The organism is Peptoniphilus phoceensis, from assembly GCF_001517665.2.
Lineage (GTDB): Bacteria > Bacillota > Clostridia > Tissierellales > Peptoniphilaceae > Peptoniphilus_A > Peptoniphilus_A timonensis.
In genome coordinates this window covers 147346-170144 of sequence record NZ_LN999809.1, presented here as the reverse complement: position 1 = coordinate 170144, position 22799 = coordinate 147346, and the positions used below count along the sequence as shown (strand labels likewise).

Below are 22799 nucleotides of genomic sequence, written 5' to 3'. Positions count from 1 at the left end.
AGTTAATTTTCTAAAATAAAGACTTGCCAGTCATAAGCTCTGGCTTTTCAATTCCCATAATTTTTAAAATTGTTGGCGATAAGTCACAAAGAGCTCCACCTTTTCTTAGCTTTTCATCTCTATTAAATAAGAATAAGGGAACTAAATTTGTGCTGTGACTAGTGACAACTTTTCCCTCATCATCAATCATATATTCACAATTTCCATGGTCTGCAGTAATTATTGCTGCTCCATCTTTTTCTTTTAAAACTTTTAAAATTCTGCCAAGATCATAATCAACAGTTTCAACTGCTTTTATAGCTGCTTTTAAATCTCCTGTATGTCCAACCATGTCTGGATTTGCAAAGTTTAAAATTATTAAGCCATACTTGTCCTTTTCTAAACTTTCAAGGACCTTATCTGTAACCTCATTGGCAGACATTTCTGGTTTTAAGTCATAGGTTGCAACTTTTGGTGAAGGAACTAAAATCCTATCTTCACCTTCAAAGGGTTTTTCTCGTCCCCCATTAAAGAAAAATGTTACATGTGCATATTTTTCTGTTTCTGCAATCCTAAGTTGCTTAATATTATTTTTTTCAAGAACTTCTCCAAGAGTATCCTTTGGAATCTCATCTTTAAAGGCAACAGTTTTATTTTTTATATCCTTATCATACTCTGTCATAGTTACAAGACTTGTCTTTATTTTTTCTCTTTCAAAAGCAGTAAAATCATCATCTACTAAGGCTCTTGTGATTTGTCTTACTCTATCAGGTCTAAAGTTAAATATTATTATTGAATCATCTTCTCTTATTTCAGAATCTTTTACAAATTTTGCTGGTTCCAAAAATTCATCTGTTATGTCATTTTCATAAGAGGATTTTATATAAGACAAAATATCTTCTTCACAAAAATCAAGATCACTAGTTAAATCATCATAATATTTTTTTGTTCTCTCCCATCTCTTATCACGATCCATGGCATAATATCTGCCAGAAATTGTGGCAATCTTTACAGAAGGAACTTCTTTTATTTCATCTTGAAGTTCTTTTATATCATCAATAGCTGCATGAGGAGATACATCACGACCGTCTGTAATTGCGTGAATAAAAGTATTTTCAATCCCTTGGTCTTCCATTAACTTTATTAGAGCTCTTAAATGGTCAAAGTGTGAGTGAACTCCTCCCTTTGACACAAGACCTATTAAGTGAACTCTAGACTTATTTTTCTTGGCATTATCTATGGCTTTTAAAAATTCAGGATTTTTAAAAAATTCTCCTGATTTAATGGCTTCACTTATCTTAGTAAGATTTTGATAAATTACTCTGCCTGCTCCAATATTTAAGTGACCAACTTCAGAATTTCCCATTTGTCCCTTTGGTAGACCAACATATTCTTCGCTGGCATAAATTTCTGTGTGAGCCGAATTTTTATACAAATCATCTAAAATTGGAGTCTTAGCAAGTTTTACAGCATTTCCAACTTCACTATTATTTATTCCAAATCCGTCTAAGATTATTAACATTGTTGGCTTCATAGATTTTCACCAGCCTTAATTATTTCTATAAAATCTTCTGCCTTTAGACTTGCCCCACCAACTAGGACTCCGTCAATATTTTCCTTGGATAAAATTTCTCCTGCATTTGCCGGCTTCACAGATCCACCATATAAAATTCTAATTTGTTGAGAAATTTCTCCATATTTTTCATCTATTATATTTCTAATTTCCTTGCACATATTTTCTGCATCTTCTGATGAGCAAGTTTTTCCAGTCCCAATTGCCCAAATAGGTTCATAGGCAATAGTAACTTTGTCTAAATTTTTAACCCCATCAAGAGATTTTAAAAGTTCTTCTCTTACAAATTCTACTGCCTTGTTTTCTTCTTTTTTTTCAAGAGATTCTCCTAGGCAAAGAATTACAGATAAACCATCTTCCAAAGCTTTTTTTACCTTAGAATTTACAATTTCATCACTTTCAAAAAACTTTTCTCTTCTTTCAGAATGACCAATAATTACATCATTTACAGAAATATCCTTTAGCATAGAAGTTGAAACTTCGCCTGTGTAAGCACCATCATCAAATTCTGATACATTTTGTCCCGCTACTATTATTTCATTTTTTAAATTTTTTCTAAAACTTTCAAGACAAACAAAAGATGGTGCTATTAAAACATCAACTTTTTCAAAATCAAAATCATTTATTTTTTTTGCAAATTCAAGGGCATCAGAAGAAGTCTTGTTCATCTTCCAGTTTCCACAAATATATTTTTTTCTCATGCTTCTTCAACTGCCTCAATGCCAGGAAGTTTTTTACCTTCAAGCATTTCAAGACTTGCTCCTCCACCAGTTGAAATGTGAGTTAACTTATCAGCTACTCCTGCTTTTTCAACAGCGGCAACAGAATCTCCACCACCGACAATTACTGTAGCATCTAGTTTTGCCAAAATCTTTGCAAGTTCAATAGTTCCATGAGAAAATTCTTCAATTTCAAAAACTCCACAAGGACCATTTAAGACAATAGTTTTTGCTTTTTCAAGAGATCCTTCAATATCTTTTAGACTTTCACTTCCAATATCAAGAATCATGTCATCTTCATCCACATCTTCTACATCTTTTAAAGTGCCCTTGGCATCTTCTGAAAGTTCTGGAGCAACAATTACGTCCTTTGGAAGAATTAGTTCAACATGATTTTCTACTGCTTTTGCCATCATTTCTCTAGCAAGATCTAATTTATCATCTTCAACAAGAGATTTACCAACTTCAAGTCCCTTTGACTTTAAAAAAGTATTTGCCATGGCACCAACAATTACTAATGTGTCAACTTTTTCTAACAAGTTTTCGATTACGCCAATTTTATCAGAAACTTTTGAACCACCAAGAATTGCTGCAAAAGGTTTTTCTGGATTTTTAAGTGCATCTTCAAAATATTTTATTTCTTTTTCTACTAATAAACCTGCACAAGATGGTAGGAATTCTGTCACTCCAACATTTGATGCGTGAGCTCTGTGAGCTGTTCCAAAGGCATCATTTACAAAAATATCTCCTAGACTTGCTAATTTTTTTGCAAAATCAGGATCATTTTTTTCTTCGCCCTTTACAAATCTTAAATTTTCAAGAAGAGCAATTTCTCCCTTTTTAAGATTTTTAACTTCTTCAATAACTTTTTCATCTACAACTTCTTTTGAAGGTATAAATTTAACATCCTTATTTAAAAGTTCAGCAGCTCTTTTTGCAACTGGTTCAAGAGATAATTCTTCCTTGTATTCTCCCTTAGGTCTTCCAAGGTGACTCATAAGAACAACTTCTGCACCCTTTTCTATTAAATACTCAATAGTAGGAATAGCCTTTATAATTCTATCATCGCCTGTAACTTTTCCATCCTTTAGAGGAACGTTAAAGTCAACCCTAACTAGGGCAGTTTTATCATCAAAATCAAAATCTCTAATAGTTTTTTTCACATTACACCTCTTATTTTCGATTCATAAATAAATTTCATCAACATAAATTATACCACAAAATATAGCTTGTTGAAGTTAGTAGAATAGCTTTATAAATATTTATACTTGCTAATTAGCTTAAAATTTCTAATAAAAGATTTATTGCCTTTACTTTCTTTTTTTTTGTGATATAATGTGATAAATTATTAAACTATATAGGGTTTGAATTTATTTAAAAATAAAGCTAAAAACTAAAAAATATGAACTTTAACTTACATATATTTAAAAATGGAGGAGCTTACTTATGAAAATGCAAATAATAAAATTCCTTACAATAATTCAGCCTCATTATCTTTTTAACATAATTGAGATTATCCTTTTAATTTTAATATTAAATAAACTAAAAGAAATATTTAAGGAGATGTGATTTCATGGAAAAATATGAAGCAACGATGGGAATCTTAACTGGTCTAATTCCATATACAATTTTGCATGTTATTAAGATTGTTTTACTTGTAAAAATATTAAATCTTTTAAAACAATTTAAAAAATAAAATATCTTATAAAAAAAGAACTGAGAAATTTTTTTATCTCAGTTCTTTCCTTTTATTAATATAATTTTGCCCCTGCTGGGATATTGTCATCTAACATTATAAGATTTAATAATTCTTCTCCATTACATCTACATATATATCCATTGTTGTACTAATATCAGAATGACCTAGAATAGACTGCATCGCTTTTGTATTTATATTTTGTTCCTTAAGCCTTGTAGTAAAGGGGTGTCTGAAAATGTGATTGCTTAAATGTGGAACTAATAGAATATCATTAGAGCTCGATTTATTTTTATCCATTATACTTAAATTGCAATCTCTAACAATTCTTCTTAAAGCTTTATTAAGTGTTCCATTATTGTAAACCTTTCCGAATCTGTTTAAAAATACAAAGTCTTTAAATCCATCGATTGAATCACAACATTTGATTCCAAAAGTCTTTTGTAACTCTCTTTCCATAAGAAAAGCGTCTTTTACTTTTTGAACCATAGGAATACTTCGCTTACCTGATGCTGTCTTCGGTATCCACCAAATGCTTAAATTTGCCGTCTAAAATATTCGCACTTATTTTTTTCATCTTTTCTCTCCTTGTTGATGACCATTACCATAAAAAATAGTATACAATAAATTTTTACAAACACAATTTATCTAAGCTTTTTTACAATTTTCTTTAACTCAGGCAAGACCTCCTCTCTAAAAAAAGGATTTTTTGCTATCCACCTGTTGTTTAAAGGACTTGGATGGACTATTGGGAAATATTCTGGCAAAAATTCTTTGTAAGATTTTACTGTTTCAGTTAAATTTTTCTTAAATTTATCCTTCAAATAAAACTTTTGAGCATAGGCTCCTATCAAAATGGTTAGCTTTATATCCTTCAATTCATTTAATAATAGCGGATGGTATTCTTTTGCAATAAAAGATCTAGGAGCCTTGTCGCCCGATTTTCCCTTTCCAGGATAATAAAAATCCATTGGAATTATAGAAAAATCTTCACTATGGAGGACGTCTTTAGATATACCCAACCATTTAACAAGATTTTCCCCACTCTTATCATTAAATAAAATACCAGTTTCTTCAACCCTTTCCCCAGGAGCTTGCCCAATTATCAAAACTTTTGATTTTGGATTTAGCTGGAATATTGGGTTAATTCCTCTATTTGTGTAGATTTCATTTCTGGGATCTTCTCTTAATTTTTTAATAATGAGTTTTTCTTTCATAATTTTGCCATCACTTTCATTAGAATTAGAACCTTACCAAGCTTTAGGACAAGTAACAATTTTCGTAAAAAATTTATTCTTAGCCTAGTAAAACTTTCAACTTATATAAGATTACTACCCATTTTTGTCTTGACTCTCATCATGAATTGCATAATCTACTATCATTCCTTTTGATGTTAAATTTTTTATTAATCTTTCGACTAGGTTTTTATTTTCACTTAAAGATAATTCTTTTGCTAGTCCTATTATGAATTGTCTTGCTAGTTGTGCATTAGAATTTTTCCACCATTTCTACTTTATTCCATAAGGTCGACCTTTCATTAAATTCTTTTGTCCTTGTTGCTTCTTCTAGTAGGATTTTTATTTCTTTTGACTCTTGTCTTAGTTGATCTAATTTTTTCATACTAATCTCCTTTTTTGAAATAAAAAAAGAACTGAGAATTTTTTTATCTCAGTTCTTTTCCTTTTATTAATATAATTTTGCCCCTGCTGGGATATTGTCATCTAACATTATAAGATTTAATAATTCTTCTCCATCATAGTCGCACACTGCAGATAGTAGCATACCACATGATTCTACTCCCATCATTTTTCTTGGTGGAAGATTTGTAATAGCAACAAGAGTTTTTCCGATTAAATCTTCTGCATCATAAACATTTTTGATTCCTGAAAGGATTGTTCTTTCGTTTTCTGTTCCATCATCAAGTGTGAATCTAAGAAGTTTTTTAGATTTTGGAACTTCTTCACAGTTCTTAACTTTCACAACTCTAAAGTCAGATTTTGAGAAAGTATCAAAATCGACCATATCTTCAAATAGTGGTTCAACTTTTACTTTTGACATGTCAATTTTTGAAACTGCCACATCATCAGCTGCCTTGTTAGCTTTCATTTCAGCAACTTCCTTTCCTATTGGCTTCATTGTTGGGAATAAAAGTACATCTCTAATACTTGGTTGATCAGTCAAAAGTACAATCATTCTGTCAACACCAATTCCAAGTCCACCTGTTGGAGGAAGACCAACTTCAATGGCATTTATGAAGTCTGAATCCATTGGGTGAGCTTCGTCGTCGCCTGCTTCTTTTTCTGCAACTTGAGCTTCAAATCTTTCTCTTTGATCAATAGGATCATTAAGTTCTGAGAAGGCATTTGCAAATTCCCAAGTATTTATAAAGGCTTCAAATCTTTGTGTAAGTCTTGGGTCCTTAGGATTTCTCTTTGCTAGTGGAGAAACTTCAACTGGGTGACCAATTACAAAAGTTGGTTCAACAAGGTGTTCTTCACAGAATTCTTCAAACATTTCTGAAAGAAGCTTGCCCCAAGTGTCATTTTCATTTACTTCAAGTCCCTTTTCTCTTGCAATTTCTCTTGCCTTTTCATCTGAATCAATTTCGTTAAAGTCTACGTCAGCATATTTTTTAACTGCATCAATCATAGTAATTCTCTTCCAAGGAGCCTTTAGGCATATTTCTGTTCCTTGATAGTTAATTGTGTCAGTTCCAAGAACTTCAAGTGCCACATATTCGAAAAGATTTTCAGTAATTCTCATCATTTCTTCATAGTCAGCATAGGCTTGGTAAAGTTCAATGTTTGTAAATTCAGGATTGTGTTTTGGATCCATTCCTTCATTTCTAAACATCTTGCCCATTTCATAAACTTTGTCAAATCCACCTACGATTAATCTCTTTAAGAATAATTCATTGGCAATTCTAAGTTGCATGTCAATGTCAAGAGTGTTGTGATGAGTGTAGAAAGGTCTTGCATTAGCTCCACCTGCTACTGTACCAAGGATTGGTGTTTCAACTTCTAAGAAGTCTTTGTTATCTAAAAATTCTCTAATTTTTTTGATAATTTTATTTCTCTTTATAAATACATCTTTTACTTCAGGATTTACAATTAAATCAACATATCTTTGTCTGTATCTAAGGTCTGGATCCTTTAGTCCGTGGAATTTTTCTGGAAGAATTTGTAGTGATTTAGAAAGTAGAGTTAAATCTCTTGCACGAACTGTGATTTCGCCAGCTTCTGTCTTAAATACAATTCCCTTAACACCAATAATATCTCCAATGTCAAGTCCTTTAACTTCTTCATATTTATCTTCAAGGACATCTTTTCTTGCAAATACTTGGATTGTTCCCACAGAATCTCTCACATCTAAGAAACAAATCTTTCCGTGACGTCTTTTGCTCATTACACGTCCAGCTATAGAAACTTCTCTTTCTTCAGCTTCATTAAATTCTTCTTTAATATCAACTGAATGAGCAGTTACATCGTATGTTTCATTGACAAAGGGATCTTTTCCTTCTTTTTTTAATTCATCAAGCTTTTGTCTTTTTAACAAAAGCATTTCATTTAGTTTTGCATCTTCTGTCTTCTTCACAAACTGCCTCCTAAATAGTTATTCCACAAATTTCGTACTTGATAATTCCGTCTGGAACTTCAACTTCTACAACATCGCCTACACGATTGCCTAGAAGTTTTGAACCAACTGGTGATTCATTTGAAATTTTTCCTTCAAGAGGATCTGCTTCAGCTGAACCAACGATTGTGTATTCATCCTCTTCCATTGTGTCAAGTTCTCTAACTTTTACACTAGAACCAACATTGACAACATCTGTGTTTAAATCTTTTTCATCTATAATCTTAGCATTACGAACCATCATTTCAAGCTTTGCAATTCTCTCTTCAACTTGTGCTTGTTCGTTTTTCGCTTCGTCGTATTCAGAGTTTTCTGAAAGGTCACCATAGCCAAGAGCTACCTTAATTCTTTCAGAAACTTCTTTTCTTCTAACTGTTTTTAAATACTCAATTTCATTTTCGATTTTTTCTAGACCTTCCGGTGTAAAAAATATATCTTTTTCCAAAATTCTCTCTCCTCAATATATAAAAAATAAGGCGTAAGCCGCCTTTCACAAAACCTTTTAATCTAGGCTATTATAGTTTATACTTCTCTAAATGTCAAGATTTTAAAGTATTTGGGTGAATTTTTAAAAATTTTTACAATAAAATAAACTCTGCAAATTTATTCACAGAGTTTGAAACCTATTTAAGCTTATTTTACTTTATTTTCTTTTTCCATATTCTTTTTTTGATAAACATAAATTAAATTGTCTATGGTACAGGAAAGTGCTATACAATTAAATAAATCATTACGATCTAGTCCATTATGAAAAATTTTATAAACAATAAGGTAAGTAATTCCTACTGTTATAATGATAATTGGTAGTAAAACTTTTAATCTCTTAAAAGAATTTCTTTTATGATTTATAAAATACACAATTAACCACATTATCATTAGAGAAAAAGGCATACTTATCATCTCCAAAACCTATAATCAGCATCTATTAATATTATTATAATTTTAATCTAAATTATCTATATAATCTCTTATAAGTTCTATTATCTCTTCTTTATCCTTTAAAATATTTAACTTATTTCTAACTTCCTTTGAATTCTTCATACCCTTAAAGTAATTTGCGTAAACTTTTCTCATCTCTAGGATTCCAAGCTTTTCTCCCCTATACTTTATTTTTCTTTCCAGCTCATCAATCATAAGAAGAAGTTTTTCCCTATCACTTGGTCTATAATAATCACCAGTTTTTATAAGTTCTTCTATCTGATTAAATATATAGGGATTACCGACAGCCCCCCTGCCTATTGCCAGACCGTCCACTTTTGAATAATTTATTTTTTCTATGGCATCTTCTGGACTTTCAATGTCTCCATTTCCAATTACTGGAATTTTTACATTTTCTTTTACTTCTTTTATATAGTCCCAATCGGCTTTACCAGTGTAGTATTCTTCTCTAGTTCTGCCATGAACTGTGACAAAGCTTGCTCCTGCTGCCTCAATGTTTTTTATGGCTTTCATAGAAGACACCCCGCCAATTCCCTTTCTCACTTTTACAGAGACTGGTTTATTTGAGCTCCTAACAACAGATTTTACAATATCATAGACAAGAGATGGATCACTTAAAAGAAAAGAGCCAGCTTTATTTTTTACAATTTTTGGTGCAGGACATCCCATATTTATGTCCACATAGGAAAAGTCATAGTCATTTAAAATACTTGCAGCTTCACCCATTACATCAGGGTTGCTGCCAAAAATTTGTACAGAAACTTTTTTCTCCTTGGGAGAAATTTCTAAAAGATCAAGGGTCTTTTTATTTTCATAGACAAGTGCCATGGCAGATACCATTTCTGTTACTGTAATATCTGCACCTTTTTCTGTTGCCACTTCTCTAAAGGCTATGTCAGTATAGCCTGCCATTGGTGCTAAAATCTTTAACAAAAAATCACTCTCAATCTATTTGGTTATTTTTTTCAAAAATAATTTTAAGTCCTTCTAGTGTTAAAAACTTATTGATTATAAAATTATATTTTGAATCTTTTGTAAGCATTGTAGAGAAACCACCAGTTGAAATAATATTAGTTTCTTCTTCCTTCCAATTTAATTCTTTTAGAAGTTTTCCAACAATACCATCTATCATTTCAGTGTATCCATAATATAGACCTGCTTGCATTGCTCCAACAGTGTTTGCTTGGATTACTTTATCTGGTGCAATTATTTCTATCTTTGGAAGTTTTGATGTCATCATGAAAAGAGCCTCTGCAGAAATTCCAATACCAGGCATAATAAGTCCACCAAGATAATTTCTTTCTTTATCAACTACACAAAAAGTCATAGCAGTTCCAATGTCAACTATAATTGATTGCTCTCCATAAAGTTCTAGTGCTCCAACTGCGTTTACAATTCTATCTGCCCCAACTTCTTTTGGGTTATCATACTTTATATTTAAACCAAGATCTAGGTCTGTATTTACAACCATAGGACTTTTATTGAAATATTTTATAATCATAGAAGGAAGTGTGTGCATTAAGTTTGGCACAACTGAAGAAATAATTACATCTTCAATATCTTGTGGGTCAATATTTGCATGAAGAAGAGTTTCTATAAAAATAAGTCCATATTCATCAGATGTCCTAGTTTTTACAGTAGAAGTCCTAAAATCATTGACAAGTTCTCCTCCCTTGTAAACGCCCCAAGTTATGGAAGTATTTCCTACATCTATTACTAATAACATTTTTACACCCCTATTTAACAAATTGTTTTTATTATATATTTTATAAAGTCCACTTTCAACTAAATCTTTCTATTTTAAATCCTTAAATTTATTGCTTAAAAAATTTTATATTAACAAAAACAAATAATAAATTTTATTTTGTTAACCTTATTGACATACAGGTAAACATTGTGTAATATGTCCATGGAGGTTAGAAATGAAATTTAAAACAAAAGACATAACAAAAATCGCACTTTTAGTTGCACTTATAGCTGTGGGAGCTTTTATATCAATACCCATTGGACCAGTACCCTTTACACTACAAAACTTTTTTGTATTTATGGCAGGACTTTTACTTACACCTTTTTATGCTGGTCTTGCAGTTTTTATCTATGTGCTACTTGGCTTAATTGGTATTCCAATTTTTGCAGGTTTCACTGGAGGATTTCAATCTGTACTAAAGCCAAGCTTTGGATTTTTAATAGCCTTTATTATAGGTGCTATTTTTATATCTAAATTTGCTCACGGCGAAAAGAAATTTGGGAAAATTATGATAGTTTTAGTTATTGCAGAAGTGATATTTTATGCAATTGGACTTCCTTATATGTATTACATTTTAAATGTAGTAATGGGAAATTCTATGGACGTATCAAAAATATTGTCCTTGGGAATGATTCCTTTTATAATACCTGATATGGCAAAGGCTGCTGTAGCTGCTATTATTGCGCCAAGAATTCAAAAGGCAATAAAATAATTTTAGTTCATAATAAATAGAATAATTTATAAAAAATCTCGCTTAATAGGTGAGATTTTTTTCATTTAAATTTATAGTTATATGCTTAAGATTCTGATATAATAACAAGATAGGAGGTTATTATGAAAGATAATAAAGACAATAAACCTCGTGGAATGATAAAACTTTCAAGCATAATAAAAATACTCTTACTTATAGTTGTGGCAGCAATTATTATTTTAGGCTCACTTGTCACTGCTATTGTACTTGGTATTTTTAAAAAAGCTCCTGTAATAGATCCAACAGAATACAGATCACAGTTGGCTGAAACTTCTAGGATCTATTCAAGTGACGGAAAGCTAGTTGAATCACTTATATCTGATCAATTTAGTGAGTTCGTTCCCTACGAGGACATACCAAAGAATTTAGTAAATGCCATTGTAGCAATAGAAGACGAAAGATTTTTCGAACACAGTGGAGTTGACTATAAAAGAGTTGCTGGAGCAATAGTCCACGACATTAAGACGAAGTCCTTCGAGCAAGGTGCTTCGACTATTACTATGCAGCTTGCCAAGAACTTGTACACGTCCTTTTCAAAAAGTGTTGTTAGAAAAATAACCGACGTGTATTATTCATATCAGATTGAAGAAAAACTTTCCAAAGAACAAATATTGGAAGCTTACTTAAACTCTGCTGGATTTTCTAAGGGAACAGTTGGAGTACAAGCAGCAGCAAAAACTTTTTTCAACAAAGACGTATCTGAACTTGATTTAGCTGAATGCGCCTTAATAGCTGGTGTTACTAACCTTCCAGAAAAGTACACTCCTTACAATACTCAAGCCATAGAAGATTCTGATGATTTAGGAAATATAGAAATTGTTCTTCTTCCTAAAAATGAAAATTCTGAACCAAATTCTGATAGAATTATAGAAATTGCTAACAATCTAAATGAATTAGGTCAAATAGATAACTTTGAACTTATTCAAATAAAAAACGACTTAATTGTACCTGTTAAGGCAGTCTTTAATGAAACTTCTCAAGAAAGACAAAGACTTGTATTAAAGAGAATGCTTAACCAAAACTTAATAAGTCAAGATGATTATGACAAGGCTCTTAACGAAAAAATCCAAATTAGCATAGGATCTCGTAAAGAAAGTGGAATTTCATCTTTTTACACAGACGTAGTTCAAAAAAGTACACTTAAAATCTTAATGGATTCTGGCTATTCAAAAGAAGAAGCCACAAATAAACTCTTCAACGGAGGACTAAAAATTTATACTCCAATGGATATCAATATGCAAAGAACTCTAGAAGAAGTTGTTTCAAATCCAAGATATTATTATGGTGGTTTTACTGATAAAAATGGAATTATACAACCACAAGTTGCATCTGTAATTATTGACCAAAAAACTCACGAAGTTAAGGCACTTGTTGGTGGTAGAAATGTAAGTGGTGGTAGACTCTTAAATAGAGCTTTAGTTCCAAGACAACCTGGATCATCAATAAAACCAATTTCCGTTTATCTTACAGCCCTAAACAATGGAGCAACTGCTGGTGATGTCTACCTAGACCAAAAGATGCCAGAAAGACTTTTTGGTCACTCACCTAGAAATGCAGGTAACTACTATCAAGGTTGGACAACTATAAGAAATCTTCTTCGTCAATCATCAAATGTTGGTGCCTACCAAGTTGCCAGAGATATATCTGCCGATAAAGACGCAAAGGCAAATAAAAATTCAACTTATTCTAAAGTCTATAACGACGAAGAATCAATTAATAAAATTATTGAAACCTTAAAATCTATTGGAATCACTACTATAGTAGAAAAAGATGAAAATCCAACATGGAACGACATGGATTATGCACCACTTACTCTTGGTGGCATGAGCTATGGAATCAGTCCCTTTGAAATGGCTGGAGCCTTCACAACTCTTGCCAACGAAGGTAAATATGCAAATCCTTATGTAGTTTCAAAGATTGAATCAAATACTGGTGAAATAATTTATGAATACAAGGTTAATGAAAAAGAAATAACTAGTCCTCAAAATGCTTACATCTTGACAGATATGTTAAAAGATGTTGTTAGACGTGGAACTGGTAGAAATGCTTCCTTCCCTGGTCAAGAAATTGCTGGTAAGACTGGTACATCAACTGACGAGCATAATGGCAGGAAGGACGTTTGGTTTATTGGTTACACTCCTTACTACACTTGTTCAGTTTGGATTGGTAACGATAAAAACCAAAAGCTTGCCTTTGGATCAACTCAATCAGCTTATTTGTGGAAGCAAATTATGAAATCAGTTCACCAAGATCTTGATAGAAAAGAATTTGAAGAACCTGAAGGCATTTACACAAAATATGTAAATGGAAGACGTGAAATCTTCGCAGATGGAACTAGTCCACACTACACAAATAAAATTGGCTGGTACAGAGCTTCTCAAGCAAAGAAGAGAGCAAAGAAAAATGATAATAACAATAACAACGACAACAAAAAGAAGAAAAAATCTTCAAACAATAACAACGACGATTCTAACAGCAAGAAAAAATCTCGTTCCAAATCATTAATTAATGACGAAGATTAAAATAAGCTAATGAATAAGACCCTCTTTATTAGAAATTAATAAGGAGGGCTTTTTTTATTCTATAAAATTTTAAAAACTATCATAAATTAAGTTAAAGTAAAATCTTTTAATAATTTAAAAATATAATATTTACTATAAACTTCTTATTCTATCTACAAGGCTGTTTTGGCTATGCTTTTCATAGAACCTACCTGTAAATATTATCCCAATGATTATATTTACTAAGTTTACAAGTATAAGTGGCGTGATTACAAATTTATAGGAAGTCCACTGAGTCTGTTCAATAAAATCCATCAAGATAAATTTATCTACAAGAAGCATAATGATGAAAGAAAATACTAAGCCACATAAAGAATAAATCAAATTCTTTTTCACCAAATATTTTTTAATATTTTTCTTTGTCATTCCAATTGCTTCAAGGATTGATAAGTTCACCATGTTTCTTAATATTTCAGTAGCAATGACGTTAATAAAATTCAGTACAGAAATTAAGAATAATACTATAGATAGACTGTAACCAGCAAATTCTATTAGATTTTTGAATTCCATTGTAGATTTGATCTGAAGATCTCTTGAATCGTAAGAAAAGCCTGGTTCATTTTCAAAAGATTTTAATAACTTATCAAAATTTTCCTTTTCACTATCCTCTACATTAAATCCATAGGACATTATACTTTGATCTCCTGTGAGCTCTTTATACTCATTCGTATTCATATAAATATATTCCAAACTTAAAGTAGGACTAAATTCGTCATTTATATCTTCCTTAATTACAGGAAAATATCTAAGACCATTTGAAAAATTATATTCAACTTTCCCCATCACTTGGACTTCTTTGACTTTATTTTTGACATTAATCTTTATTTTATCGCCAGCTTTAAATGCAGATTTTTTATTTCCATATTCTCCTATGATTATATAATTTCCTGTTTGCCATTTGTCTTTATCAAATTCTCCATCTATAAATTTTTGTTTGTTTATTAAATAATCATCTATTCCTAATAATATTGGAGCAACTTTATTATCTTCTATTTTTATATCTGGATAATCGTATTCATAACCATAGTAGTATAAAGCTCCCCCACTTTTAAAGCCCTTATAGTTTTCTATCTCATCAATAAACTTTTTATCAATTCCTTCTTCACTACCTAAATACATATACCTAAAGTATTTTGGGTTTGCTATATTATAGTCTGTTGTAATGGCATCAGAAATTCCCTTTTCTAGATCAATATTACCAGTATAAGTTAAAACACTATTTAAAATAACTGCAGAAAGGCTAATGGAAAGAACTATGGATATAAATCTAAATTTATTGGAAAATACTTGTCTTCTAGCAAGCTTTCCCAAAGAAACAACCTCACTTTTATACTTATTTTTTATTTGGATTTCATTGTATCTGCTAGCATCTATTGGAGAAACTTTTGCTGCATATCTTGCAGGTCTCATAACCGATAGAAATACTGTAAGCAAAGTAAAGGCTGTCGAAAATAAGATAATTAAGACCATTACCGTTAGTGATAATTTTACATCCGTTAACATCTCATTATTTGCAAATATTTTATTTAAAATAATTTTCCCTATAGAAATTCCTACTAAATCTCCAACTATTATTGACGGAAGTGCTACTGCTAAAGACTCAAAATGAATAAGCCTTTTGATTTGTGGCTTTGTCATTCCAATTGTTTTTAAAAGTCCTAGAAGTTTAATATCTTCATTTACGGATATTTTAAAAATATTGTTTATTATTAAATATCCTGCGACCATTACCAAAATCAAAAAAGATAAGAAGGGTAGAAATGTTTTAAAATCAAAACTAGAATCACCAGATAAAAGATATGCAAAGTTAACACCAATTCTTATTTCTTTGTCAGATAGATTTCCAGGGTCATCTACCACTTTATAACCATTTCTCTCTGCAATTTTTATAAGCTTATCCCTTATCATAAAGGAATTTTTTAGCATTAGCTCCACATCTTTATTATTTTCCGGAAGAGATAATTTATCTACATAAGCTTTTGATAAATAGATTTGTCCTACACCAACATTGGAGTCAATAGGATTTTGAAAAGTCCCCGATATAATAAATTTCTCACTTCTTTTTTTGATAATCTCTCCCGTGTAAGGTTTTTCTATTTTAAAAGGAACTTCTATCTCTTCTCCAATTTCACCCTTATAAGCTAATTTTTTAGCAGTTGCTATATCTATAAATACTTGATTTTCTTTCTCTGGAAATTTCCCCTTAATTTTTTCTATTAGCGACCATTCAAATCCATTGTTATCTATATAGGATAGTTCTGCACTTATTTTTTCATCATCAAGAATACCAACTTTCTCTCTTATTGAAAATTCCTTTATATCTTTATCCTTGGATAAAATACTTATGTCTTTGTCAGAAAGTTCTTTAAAAGAGCCATGACTGATTGTTCCAATAGTTTTCATCGTTTGGGTTTCCATGCTTTTCCCTAAACCTAAGACTACAGAAAACAAACTTGTAAATAGTATAGAAGTCAAAGCAATTGCTAATAAGAGAATATTTCTCCTGCTTTTGTTTGCATTTAAAATATTTTTTGCGAGGCTCCTTATATAAGCTTTATTTTTGACTTTCATTATTCCCCTCCAGCCTTCCATCTTCTATCCTTAAAGTTTTTTCTGCCGCTTGAGCAACAGCATCATCGTGAGTGATCATAAGAATAGTATTTCCAAGCTCTTTATTAATCTTTTTTAGTAAGTAAACAACTTGGGAAGAAGATTTTGAATCTAAATTTCCTGTTGGTTCGTCAGCTAGAATTAAAGATGGTTTGGTAACCAATGCTCTTGCTATGGCAACTCTTTGTTGCTGTCCACCTGATAATTCGTTTGGCATTTTATTTTTTTGATCACTTATCTCAAGAATGTCTATTACGGAATCAACATATTTTTTATCTACCGCATCCCCATCTAGACCAAAGGGAATAATTATATTCTCATACACATTTAGCATGGGCAAAAGATTATATGCTTGAAAGACAAAACCAATATTTCTTCTTCTAAAAATTGTTCTCTCATCATCTTTTAAAGCATAAATGTCTGTACTATCAATCAAAACTTTTCCGCTTGTAGGATAATCAAGTCCACCTAACAAATGTAATAAGGTTGATTTACCAGATCCAGATGCTCCGATTATAGAAATAAATTCTCCTTTGTTTACTTCGAAAGATACTCCGTCAAGGGCTCTTACTTCCACATCATTTGTTTTATAATATCTTTTTAAATTTTCTACTTTTAACATAACTATCACCTCTTTACATTTAATATAACATTCATATCTTACAAAGTACTTACAAGACTTCTTACAGTTTTGTAAGAAAAAAGACTTCTCACAAGGGGAAGTCTACTGAAAATTTTATTTTATTATTATCCAAAGACGCTCTTATATTTCCACCATGTTTTTCTATAATCTCTCTAGCTATAAATAGACCTAAACCCAAACCGTCCTTGGAAATTGAATTTTTTCCTCTATAAAATCTTTCAAATATCTTTGGCAAAGTTTCTTCTGATAAGTCAATGCACTGATTTTCTATGTCTAAATTATAGTTTAGGTAAGATTTATAAACTAAAATATTAATGGTAGAACCATTGGGCGAGTATTTTATAGCATTATCTACAAGATTGTGAATAGCTTCTTTAAGCCATCTTTCGTCCAAATCGAAAATTAAGTCTTCGTCTTTTAAATTTATGCTTATATTTTTTTCATCTAATATGACTTTAAATTCTCCTAAAACATCTTCAACTAAATCTTTTAAATTTGCTTGATTTTTTTGTAAGGAAATAATATCAGATTCAAGCCTAGAAGATTTTACTAGGTTTTGTATTAAAAACTCTAGTTTATTAAGCTCATACTTTATTATTTCAAGATACTCATCTTTCGGACCATCTTCTAAAAGACTAATGTATAAAGAAAGGTTGGTAATGGGTGTCTTGGTTTGATGTGATATATCTGCTATTAAATCTCTTGTTTTGTTTTTTTCAGTATTTATTTTAGCTTCTTTTACTTGGTTGGCATATAAAAACTTAATGAGCTTTGATTTTATTTTGGATAATTCCTTTTCATCAAATTCAGTAATTTCTAAATTTCCATCTAAAGCCTTGTCAATATAATCTGAGAGTTCACGCATTTCATTTCTCAAGACAATATATTTATATAAAAGAATTCCATTTATAAAAACTAAAAGACCTACTAAAACTGCCATTTATAACCAACTCCAAAGACTGTTTCTATTGGGTCATAGGGTTTTAATTTGTTTCTTATCCTAGAAATATTGACGCTCAGTGTATTTTGATCAATAAATTCATCCTCTATTCCCCAAACAAAATCAAATAGTAATTCCTTAGTAATAACTTGAGACTTGTTTTTTATTAGGTAGTATAAGATTTTTGTTTCTGTCCTTGTGAGATCTATGTTTTTATTATCTACATAAAAAGTATTTTCATTGAAATTAAATTCTAGACCTTCTTTCTTATACAGATTAAAATCACAAGAGGCTATTTTTTCAAAGGCCCTTTTTATCTTTGCTTCTAATATTCCCAAAGAAAATGGTTTTGTTAGATAGTCTTCTGCACCTAAATTTATGGCTGAAATTATATATGCTTCGAGATCTATAGCTGATAAAACTATAATAGGAATTGATGAACTTTCTCTAGTATATTTTATTATTTCAAGCCCATCTCCATCTGGTAAATTCATATCAAGTAAAATTAAATCTGCATCATCAATAAAAGTTTTAGCTTTACTAATTGTGCTTACAGAAAAAACCTCATAGTCTTTATTTAAAGCTATAGAAAGTCCCTTATTTAAATTTTTGTCATCTTCAATTATCAGTATTTTTTTCATACCTTTTTCCACCATCACTCAAAATTATAACAATAAAATTTATCTTGAACTTTTATATTCTATATTATATATTTTATAGTCAAAAGAAAAAGCCCCTAAAGGAGCTTTTATTCTTATATTTTTAATTTTCTTCAGACTCTTTTGTATCTTCTTTTTCTTCTTTATCCTTACCATGGATAAGTTCTTTTGCTTCTTCTGAAAGATCTTCTTCATTTATTGAGGCACTTATATCTATTGATTCTTCATCAAGTTTCTCACCATTAAAAATCTTTTCAAAGTCCTTAGAATAGATTGTTTCTTTTTCTAAAAGTGCATCTGATAGAGCAAGTAATTTATCTAGGTTTTCACTTAATAGCTCTTTACATCTAGCATAGGCTTCATTAATTATTCTTGTAACTTCATCGTCAATTTCAGCTGCAGTTCTTTCAGAATAATCTCTTGAACGACCTAAGTCACGACCAATGAAAACTTCATTTTCAGATGAGTCATAGTTTATTGTTCCCAATTTTTCACTCATGCCATAGTGAGTTACCATAGCTCTTGCAATTTTTGTTGCTCTTTCTATGTCATTTGATGCTCCTGTTGAGATGTCATCAAGTACTAGGGACTCAGCAACTCTTCCTCCAAGAAGTGAAATTATTGATGCTTCCATCTTTTTCTTTGTCATAAAGGAAATTTCATCTTCAGGTAGATAAGCTGTAAATCCTCCAGCCATTCCTCTTGGGATAATTGTAATCATGTGCACTGGATCTTCTTCTGGAAGTAATCTCGATACAATTGCGTGACCTGACTCGTGTACTGCTGTGAGTTTTCTTTCTTTTTCTGAAACTACACGAGATTTTTTTGCAGGACCTGCTTGCACTTTTATGGATGCTTCGTCAACATCTTCCATTGTTATTGCACTTTCGCCACGTCTTGCTGCAAGTAAGGCTGATTCATTCATTAAGTTTTCAAGATCTGCAGGAGTAAAACCTGGAGTTCTTTTTGCAATTACTTCAAGATTTACATCATCAGCAAGTTTTTTGCCTCTTGAGTGAATTTCTAGAATTGCCTTTCTAGCACGAACATCTGGCTTTCCAACATAAACAGTTCTGTCAAATCTGCCTGGCCTTAATATAGCTGGGTCAAGTATGTCTGCTCTATTTGTTGCAGCCATTACTATTACGCCTTCGTTAGTTCCAAAACCATCCATTTCTACAAGAAGTTGGTTAAGCGTTTGTTCTCTTTCATCGTGTCCACCACCAAGTCCAGCTCCTCTTTTTCTTCCCACTGCGTCAATTTCGTCAATGAAAATTATACAAGGTGCGTTCTTCTTAGCTGATTCAAATAAATCTCTTACTCTTGATGCGCCGACACCAACAAACATTTCAACAAAATCAGACCCACTCATTATAAAGAAAGGTACTCCAGCTTCTCCAGCAACTGCCTTTGAAAGGTAAGTCTTACCAGTTCCTGGAGGGCCTACTAAAAGAACACCCTTTGGTATTCTTGCTCCCATGTTAATAAACTTTTTAGGATTTTTTAAGAAATCTACAATTTCTCCCAATTCTTCTTTTTCTTCTTCAAGACCTGCAACATCATTAAATTTAACAAGATTTTTGCCATCTTCTTTGTTTATTAATTTTGCCTTGCTCTTGCCAAAGGAGTTCATTTTTCCTCCTCCACCAGCTTGTTGCATCATCCTATACCAGAAGAAAATCAAAAATCCAAACATAAGTAGTGTTGGAATCCATTCAACTAAAAATGAAGTTTGTTTTGTTTGACTTGATACTACATTTATCTTTCCAGCATCAGATTTTTCTTTTAAGTAATCTTTATAAAAACTATCAGCAGCTTCTTGTGGAATTACTGTTTTAAAAGAATCGTCATTTTTTAATTTTACGCTTGCAACGGAGTCAACTCCATTTTGCAAACTTACACTTTTTACATTGTCTTTTTCAAGTTCTGATACAAATTCAGTGAAAGATTTTTCTTCCACAACATTTGCAGGCGGGCCAAAAAATCTAATTGATAATATTAGCACTAAGATCAGTACTATATAAAATCCCGCTCCTCCAAATTTTTTATTCAATAATATCACTCCTCACTATTAGAATAGACTGATTCATCTAGTATTCCAATGTAAGGAAGAGCTCTGAATCTTTCGTCATAGTCCATTCCATAACCAATTACAAAATGGTCATCAATTTCAAATCCATTGTATTTTACTGGAAGATCAACTTTTCTTCTGCTTGGTTTAGAAAGCATAGTCACAATTTCAATAGAATTTGCCCCTCTTGATTTCAAAACTTTAGTCAAATAAGAAAGAGTTATTCCAGTGTCTATAATATCTTCGACAATTAAAATATCTTTTCCCACTATAGAAGTAGATATGTCCTTTAGAATTCTAACTTCTCCCATGGATCTTGTGCCTTGGTAACTTGAAACATCCATAAAATCATATTCAAGGTCTAAGTCAATACTTCTCATTATATCTGCCATAAAGGGAACACAACCCTTTAGGATTCCAAGTAAGAATAAGTTTTTGTCCTTATAATCTTCAGTTATTCTTTCACCAAGTTCTTTAACCTTACTTTTTAATTCCTCTTCAGAATAAAGAACTTCTTTAATTTCTGACATTATTAACCTCCAAAACGAGTTTATTTAAAGTATTTTTATCTATCTTTACATCTTCTGAAATATCCATACCCATTACATAGATAATTTTCTCATCATCACATATAAGACCTATCTCATCTCTTAAAAGCCTGTCCACTTTTCTGTCAATAAAATAGTCCTTTAACTTTTTATTGTTTTTCATTCCAAGAGCCTTAAATTTATCTCCTGGAAGTCTTTTTCTCACGTAAAGATTACCTTTAATTTTATCACAGTCTATTACTTTTATAAAGGAGTCATGTGGACTTTCTAAGTCATCTTTTCTTAAAATAATTTCTCCAAAATCTGTTATATTTTCTCCCAGATTTAGATCCTTATTTTTCATAACTTTTTTGTCTTTAGCTTTTTCAAGAAAAATCTTGTCATAGGACCTTCTGGCAGTGATATTTTTTCCTAAATGAATTTCTCTTCCACTTTCTCCAAGACACAAATCATAAATCCCCAAAATATTTGTCCTTGATAAAATATTTTCCTTGTAAAAATTTTCTTCAAGGTATTTTTTTATCAACTCACAGGCTAAGAATTTGTCGAGACTTTTAATTTCACTAACTATTAAAAAATTATCTTCCTGACACTTATAGTAATTTTCTTCTATAATCTTCCCAATAAAATTATCTGCTTCTTCAACATTTTCAGACAATCTTAAAATAGAATTTATTATATCTGGATTAAATTTTTCTAAATAAGGAATTAGACCAAGTCTGATTTTATTTCTAGTATAAATTTCTTCAAAGTTTGTTTCATCGTCGAAATATTTTAAATTATTTTCATGAAGATAAGCTTCAATTTCACTTCTCTTTATATTTATAAGAGGTCTATAAATATCTTCATTTACCCCAGAAATTCCAGAAAGTCCTCTCAAGCCTGTCCCTCTAATTATATTAAAAAGAACAGTTTCAACTCTATCATTGGCATTGTGGGCAGTTAAAATTTTTCTATTTTTAGAATTTTCCCTAAAAAATTCATATCTCAAAATTCTTCCAGCTTCTTCAGATGATAATTTGTTTTCTCTTGCATAATCATTCATATTAACAGTTTTAGTAAAATACTTAACTTTATAATCGCTGCAAACTTTTTTGACAAATTCCTCATCTCTTTTTGCCGTTTCTCTTATGCCATGATTTAGATGACAAACAACTATATCAAGATTCCAATCCTCTCTTAGGTCCATAAAATTATAAAAGAGATACATTGAATCAGCCCCACCAGATACAGCAAGAGTGAGTTTATCAGACTTTTTTATTATATTTAATTTTCTTAAATTTTCGTAAAATAACTTATCCATAACTAAAATAAAAAAAGTGGTAGAACTATCAAAAGATAGTCACCACTTACTAATTTCTAGAATTTTTCTTCTTTGTCTTTTGATTATATCTTGCTCTAGCTTCATCAAGCTTTGTATTGCTTTCCTTTAGGAACTTGCTCAATAAATCTTCAAATCTCTCATCAACTTTTTCATCTTGAGGCTCTTCTTTTTTCTCAACTGCATCCTTCATGGAAAGAGCAATTTTACCTTTTTCATCTATGCTAAGAACCTTGACCTTAACCTCGTCACCTTCTTTAACGTGGTTATTAATGTCTTTTACAAAAGTATCCGCAATTTCAGAAATATGTACTAGACCACTTTTGCCATCTTCTAAGTCAACAAAGGCACCAAATTTTGCAACCTTAGTAACTACACCTTCAACTATATCGCCTGGCGATAAATCCAT

General features: G+C 31.1%; 19 protein-coding genes and 3 pseudogenes. 3 read left to right on the top strand and 19 right to left on the bottom strand.

Features of this window, described 5'->3' with window-relative positions; genetic code table 11:
- Positions 1–10: 10 nt before the first annotated feature.
- Genes gpmI through BN3657_RS05045 form a run of 3 tightly spaced genes read right to left on the bottom strand, consistent with a single transcriptional unit; the run spans position 11 to position 3434 of the window.
- The gene (gene gpmI / locus BN3657_RS05055) at positions 11–1513 is read right to left on the bottom strand and encodes a 2,3-bisphosphoglycerate-independent phosphoglycerate mutase (RefSeq protein ID WP_062552025.1); all 1503 of its coding nucleotides are present in this window, start codon (positions 1511–1513) and stop codon (positions 11–13) included.
- Complete coding sequence (gene tpiA, locus BN3657_RS05050) at positions 1510–2253, bottom strand: triose-phosphate isomerase (RefSeq protein ID WP_062552024.1); 744 nt, start codon at positions 2251–2253, stop codon at positions 1510–1512. The genes gpmI and tpiA overlap by 4 nt, the downstream gene beginning before the upstream one ends.
- Positions 2250–3434, bottom strand: coding sequence for a phosphoglycerate kinase (locus BN3657_RS05045; RefSeq protein ID WP_062552023.1), 1185 nt, complete (start codon positions 3432–3434; stop codon positions 2250–2252). Before BN3657_RS05045 ends, tpiA begins: the two co-directional genes overlap by 4 nt.
- A 410-nt stretch (positions 3435–3844) precedes the next feature.
- On the opposite strand from BN3657_RS05045, the gene BN3657_RS08670 reads away from it, so the two are divergent.
- The gene (locus tag BN3657_RS08670) at positions 3845–3967 is read left to right on the top strand and encodes a hypothetical protein (protein WP_268258898.1); all 123 of its coding nucleotides are present in this window, start codon (positions 3845–3847) and stop codon (positions 3965–3967) included.
- 55 nt (positions 3968–4022) lie between these two features.
- On the opposite strand, the pseudogene BN3657_RS08730 reads toward BN3657_RS08670, so the two are convergent.
- The 8 genes and pseudogenes from BN3657_RS08730 to BN3657_RS05005 form a co-directional block, all read right to left on the bottom strand.
- Positions 4023–4103 (bottom strand): annotated as a pseudogene (locus tag BN3657_RS08730) (methionine--tRNA ligase subunit beta); the annotation flags it as partial.
- Positions 4073–4489: pseudogene (locus tag BN3657_RS05040) on the bottom strand (tyrosine-type recombinase/integrase); the annotation flags it as partial. The pseudogenes BN3657_RS05040 and BN3657_RS08730, both read right to left, overlap by 31 nt.
- Positions 4490–4611: 122 nt before the next feature.
- Positions 4612–5184, bottom strand: a complete 573-nt coding sequence (locus tag BN3657_RS05035; protein ID WP_062552021.1) for a uracil-DNA glycosylase family protein — start codon at positions 5182–5184, stop codon at positions 4612–4614.
- Between the two features lie 117 nt (positions 5185–5301).
- Positions 5302–5518 (bottom strand): annotated as a pseudogene (locus BN3657_RS05030) (MobA/MobL family protein); the annotation flags it as partial.
- 135 nt (positions 5519–5653) lie between these two features.
- A complete protein-coding gene (gene lysS / locus BN3657_RS05025) occupies positions 5654–7528 on the bottom strand; it encodes a lysine--tRNA ligase (RefSeq protein ID WP_062552553.1) in 1875 nt (624 codons plus the stop codon).
- 43 nt (positions 7529–7571) lie between these two features.
- On the bottom strand, positions 7572–8045 hold the full coding sequence (gene greA, locus BN3657_RS05020; RefSeq protein WP_019137989.1) for a transcription elongation factor GreA: 474 nt from the start codon (positions 8043–8045) through the stop codon (positions 7572–7574).
- 497 nt (positions 8046–8542) lie between these two features.
- A complete protein-coding gene (gene dusB / locus BN3657_RS05010) occupies positions 8543–9472 on the bottom strand; it encodes a tRNA dihydrouridine synthase DusB (protein ID WP_062552019.1) in 930 nt (309 codons plus the stop codon).
- A 10-nt stretch (positions 9473–9482) separates the two neighbouring features.
- Positions 9483–10265: a type III pantothenate kinase gene (locus BN3657_RS05005; protein WP_062552018.1), complete on the bottom strand. Its 783-nt coding sequence runs from the start codon at positions 10263–10265 to the stop codon at positions 9483–9485.
- 196 nt (positions 10266–10461) lie between these two features.
- On the opposite strand from BN3657_RS05005, the gene BN3657_RS05000 reads away from it, so the two are divergent.
- Both BN3657_RS05000 and BN3657_RS04995 read left to right on the top strand, forming a co-directional pair.
- On the top strand, positions 10462–10998 hold the full coding sequence (locus BN3657_RS05000; RefSeq protein WP_019137985.1) for a biotin transporter BioY: 537 nt from the start codon (positions 10462–10464) through the stop codon (positions 10996–10998).
- A 122-nt stretch (positions 10999–11120) separates the two neighbouring features.
- A complete protein-coding gene (locus BN3657_RS04995) occupies positions 11121–13559 on the top strand; it encodes a transglycosylase domain-containing protein (RefSeq protein ID WP_062552017.1) in 2439 nt (812 codons plus the stop codon).
- 132 nt (positions 13560–13691) lie between these two features.
- Here BN3657_RS04995 and BN3657_RS04990 read toward each other — a convergent pair whose 3' ends face one another.
- The 8 genes from BN3657_RS04990 to BN3657_RS04955 form a co-directional block, all read right to left on the bottom strand.
- On the bottom strand, positions 13692–16190 hold the full coding sequence (locus tag BN3657_RS04990; protein WP_062552016.1) for an ABC transporter permease: 2499 nt from the start codon (positions 16188–16190) through the stop codon (positions 13692–13694).
- Complete coding sequence (locus BN3657_RS04985; RefSeq protein WP_062552015.1) at positions 16153–16830, bottom strand: ABC transporter ATP-binding protein; 678 nt, start codon at positions 16828–16830, stop codon at positions 16153–16155. Before BN3657_RS04985 ends, BN3657_RS04990 begins: the two co-directional genes overlap by 38 nt.
- An 88-nt stretch (positions 16831–16918) precedes the next feature.
- Positions 16919–17791, bottom strand: coding sequence for a sensor histidine kinase (locus BN3657_RS04980; RefSeq protein WP_062552014.1), 873 nt, complete (start codon positions 17789–17791; stop codon positions 16919–16921).
- Positions 17779–18432, bottom strand: coding sequence for a response regulator transcription factor (locus BN3657_RS04975; RefSeq protein ID WP_062552013.1), 654 nt, complete (start codon positions 18430–18432; stop codon positions 17779–17781). The genes BN3657_RS04980 and BN3657_RS04975 overlap by 13 nt, the downstream gene beginning before the upstream one ends.
- Before the next feature lie 121 nt (positions 18433–18553).
- A complete protein-coding gene (ftsH, locus tag BN3657_RS04970) occupies positions 18554–20503 on the bottom strand; it encodes an ATP-dependent zinc metalloprotease FtsH (protein WP_062552012.1) in 1950 nt (649 codons plus the stop codon).
- Between the two features lie 5 nt (positions 20504–20508).
- Positions 20509–21051: a hypoxanthine phosphoribosyltransferase gene (gene hpt, locus BN3657_RS04965; protein WP_062552011.1), complete on the bottom strand. Its 543-nt coding sequence runs from the start codon at positions 21049–21051 to the stop codon at positions 20509–20511.
- The gene (tilS, locus tag BN3657_RS04960) at positions 21038–22372 is read right to left on the bottom strand and encodes a tRNA lysidine(34) synthetase TilS (RefSeq protein ID WP_062552010.1); all 1335 of its coding nucleotides are present in this window, start codon (positions 22370–22372) and stop codon (positions 21038–21040) included. Before tilS ends, hpt begins: the two co-directional genes overlap by 14 nt.
- A gap of 49 nt (positions 22373–22421) precedes the next feature.
- Positions 22422–22799 carry a S1 RNA-binding domain-containing protein gene (locus BN3657_RS04955; RefSeq protein WP_019137976.1) on the bottom strand — a complete coding sequence of 126 codons (378 nt, stop codon included), beginning with the start codon at positions 22797–22799 and terminating at the stop codon, positions 22422–22424.

Excerpts from the sequence above, each read along its gene's own strand:
- lysS (WP_062552553.1), bottom strand. The coding sequence starts at position 7,528 with ATGCTTTTGTTAAAAAGACAAAAGCTTGATGAATTAAAAAAAGAAGGA.
- BN3657_RS04975 (WP_062552013.1), bottom strand. The coding sequence starts at position 18,432 with ATGAAAAAAATACTGATAATTGAAGATGACAAAAATTTAAATAAGGGA.
- BN3657_RS04995 (WP_062552017.1), top strand. The coding sequence starts at position 11,121 with ATGAAAGATAATAAAGACAATAAACCTCGTGGAATGATAAAACTTTCA.
- BN3657_RS04990 (WP_062552016.1), bottom strand. The coding sequence starts at position 16,190 with ATGGAAGGCTGGAGGGGAATAATGAAAGTCAAAAATAAAGCTTATATA.
- gpmI (WP_062552025.1), bottom strand. The coding sequence starts at position 1,513 with ATGAAGCCAACAATGTTAATAATCTTAGACGGATTTGGAATAAATAAT.
- hpt (WP_062552011.1), bottom strand. The coding sequence starts at position 21,051 with ATGTCAGAAATTAAAGAAGTTCTTTATTCTGAAGAGGAATTAAAAAGT.
- BN3657_RS04980 (WP_062552014.1), bottom strand. The coding sequence starts at position 17,791 with ATGGCAGTTTTAGTAGGTCTTTTAGTTTTTATAAATGGAATTCTTTTA.
- BN3657_RS05000 (WP_019137985.1), top strand. The coding sequence starts at position 10,462 with ATGAAATTTAAAACAAAAGACATAACAAAAATCGCACTTTTAGTTGCA.
- BN3657_RS08670 (WP_268258898.1), top strand. The coding sequence starts at position 3,845 with ATGGAAAAATATGAAGCAACGATGGGAATCTTAACTGGTCTAATTCCA.
- tpiA (WP_062552024.1), bottom strand. The coding sequence starts at position 2,253 with ATGAGAAAAAAATATATTTGTGGAAACTGGAAGATGAACAAGACTTCT.
- BN3657_RS04955 (WP_019137976.1), bottom strand. The coding sequence starts at position 22,799 with ATGGATTTATCGCCAGGCGATATAGTTGAAGGTGTAGTTACTAAGGTT.
- BN3657_RS04985 (WP_062552015.1), bottom strand. The coding sequence starts at position 16,830 with ATGTTAAAAGTAGAAAATTTAAAAAGATATTATAAAACAAATGATGTG.
- BN3657_RS05035 (WP_062552021.1), bottom strand. The coding sequence starts at position 5,184 with ATGAAAGAAAAACTCATTATTAAAAAATTAAGAGAAGATCCCAGAAAT.
- BN3657_RS05005 (WP_062552018.1), bottom strand. The coding sequence starts at position 10,265 with ATGTTATTAGTAATAGATGTAGGAAATACTTCCATAACTTGGGGCGTT.
- tilS (WP_062552010.1), bottom strand. The coding sequence starts at position 22,372 with ATGGATAAGTTATTTTACGAAAATTTAAGAAAATTAAATATAATAAAA.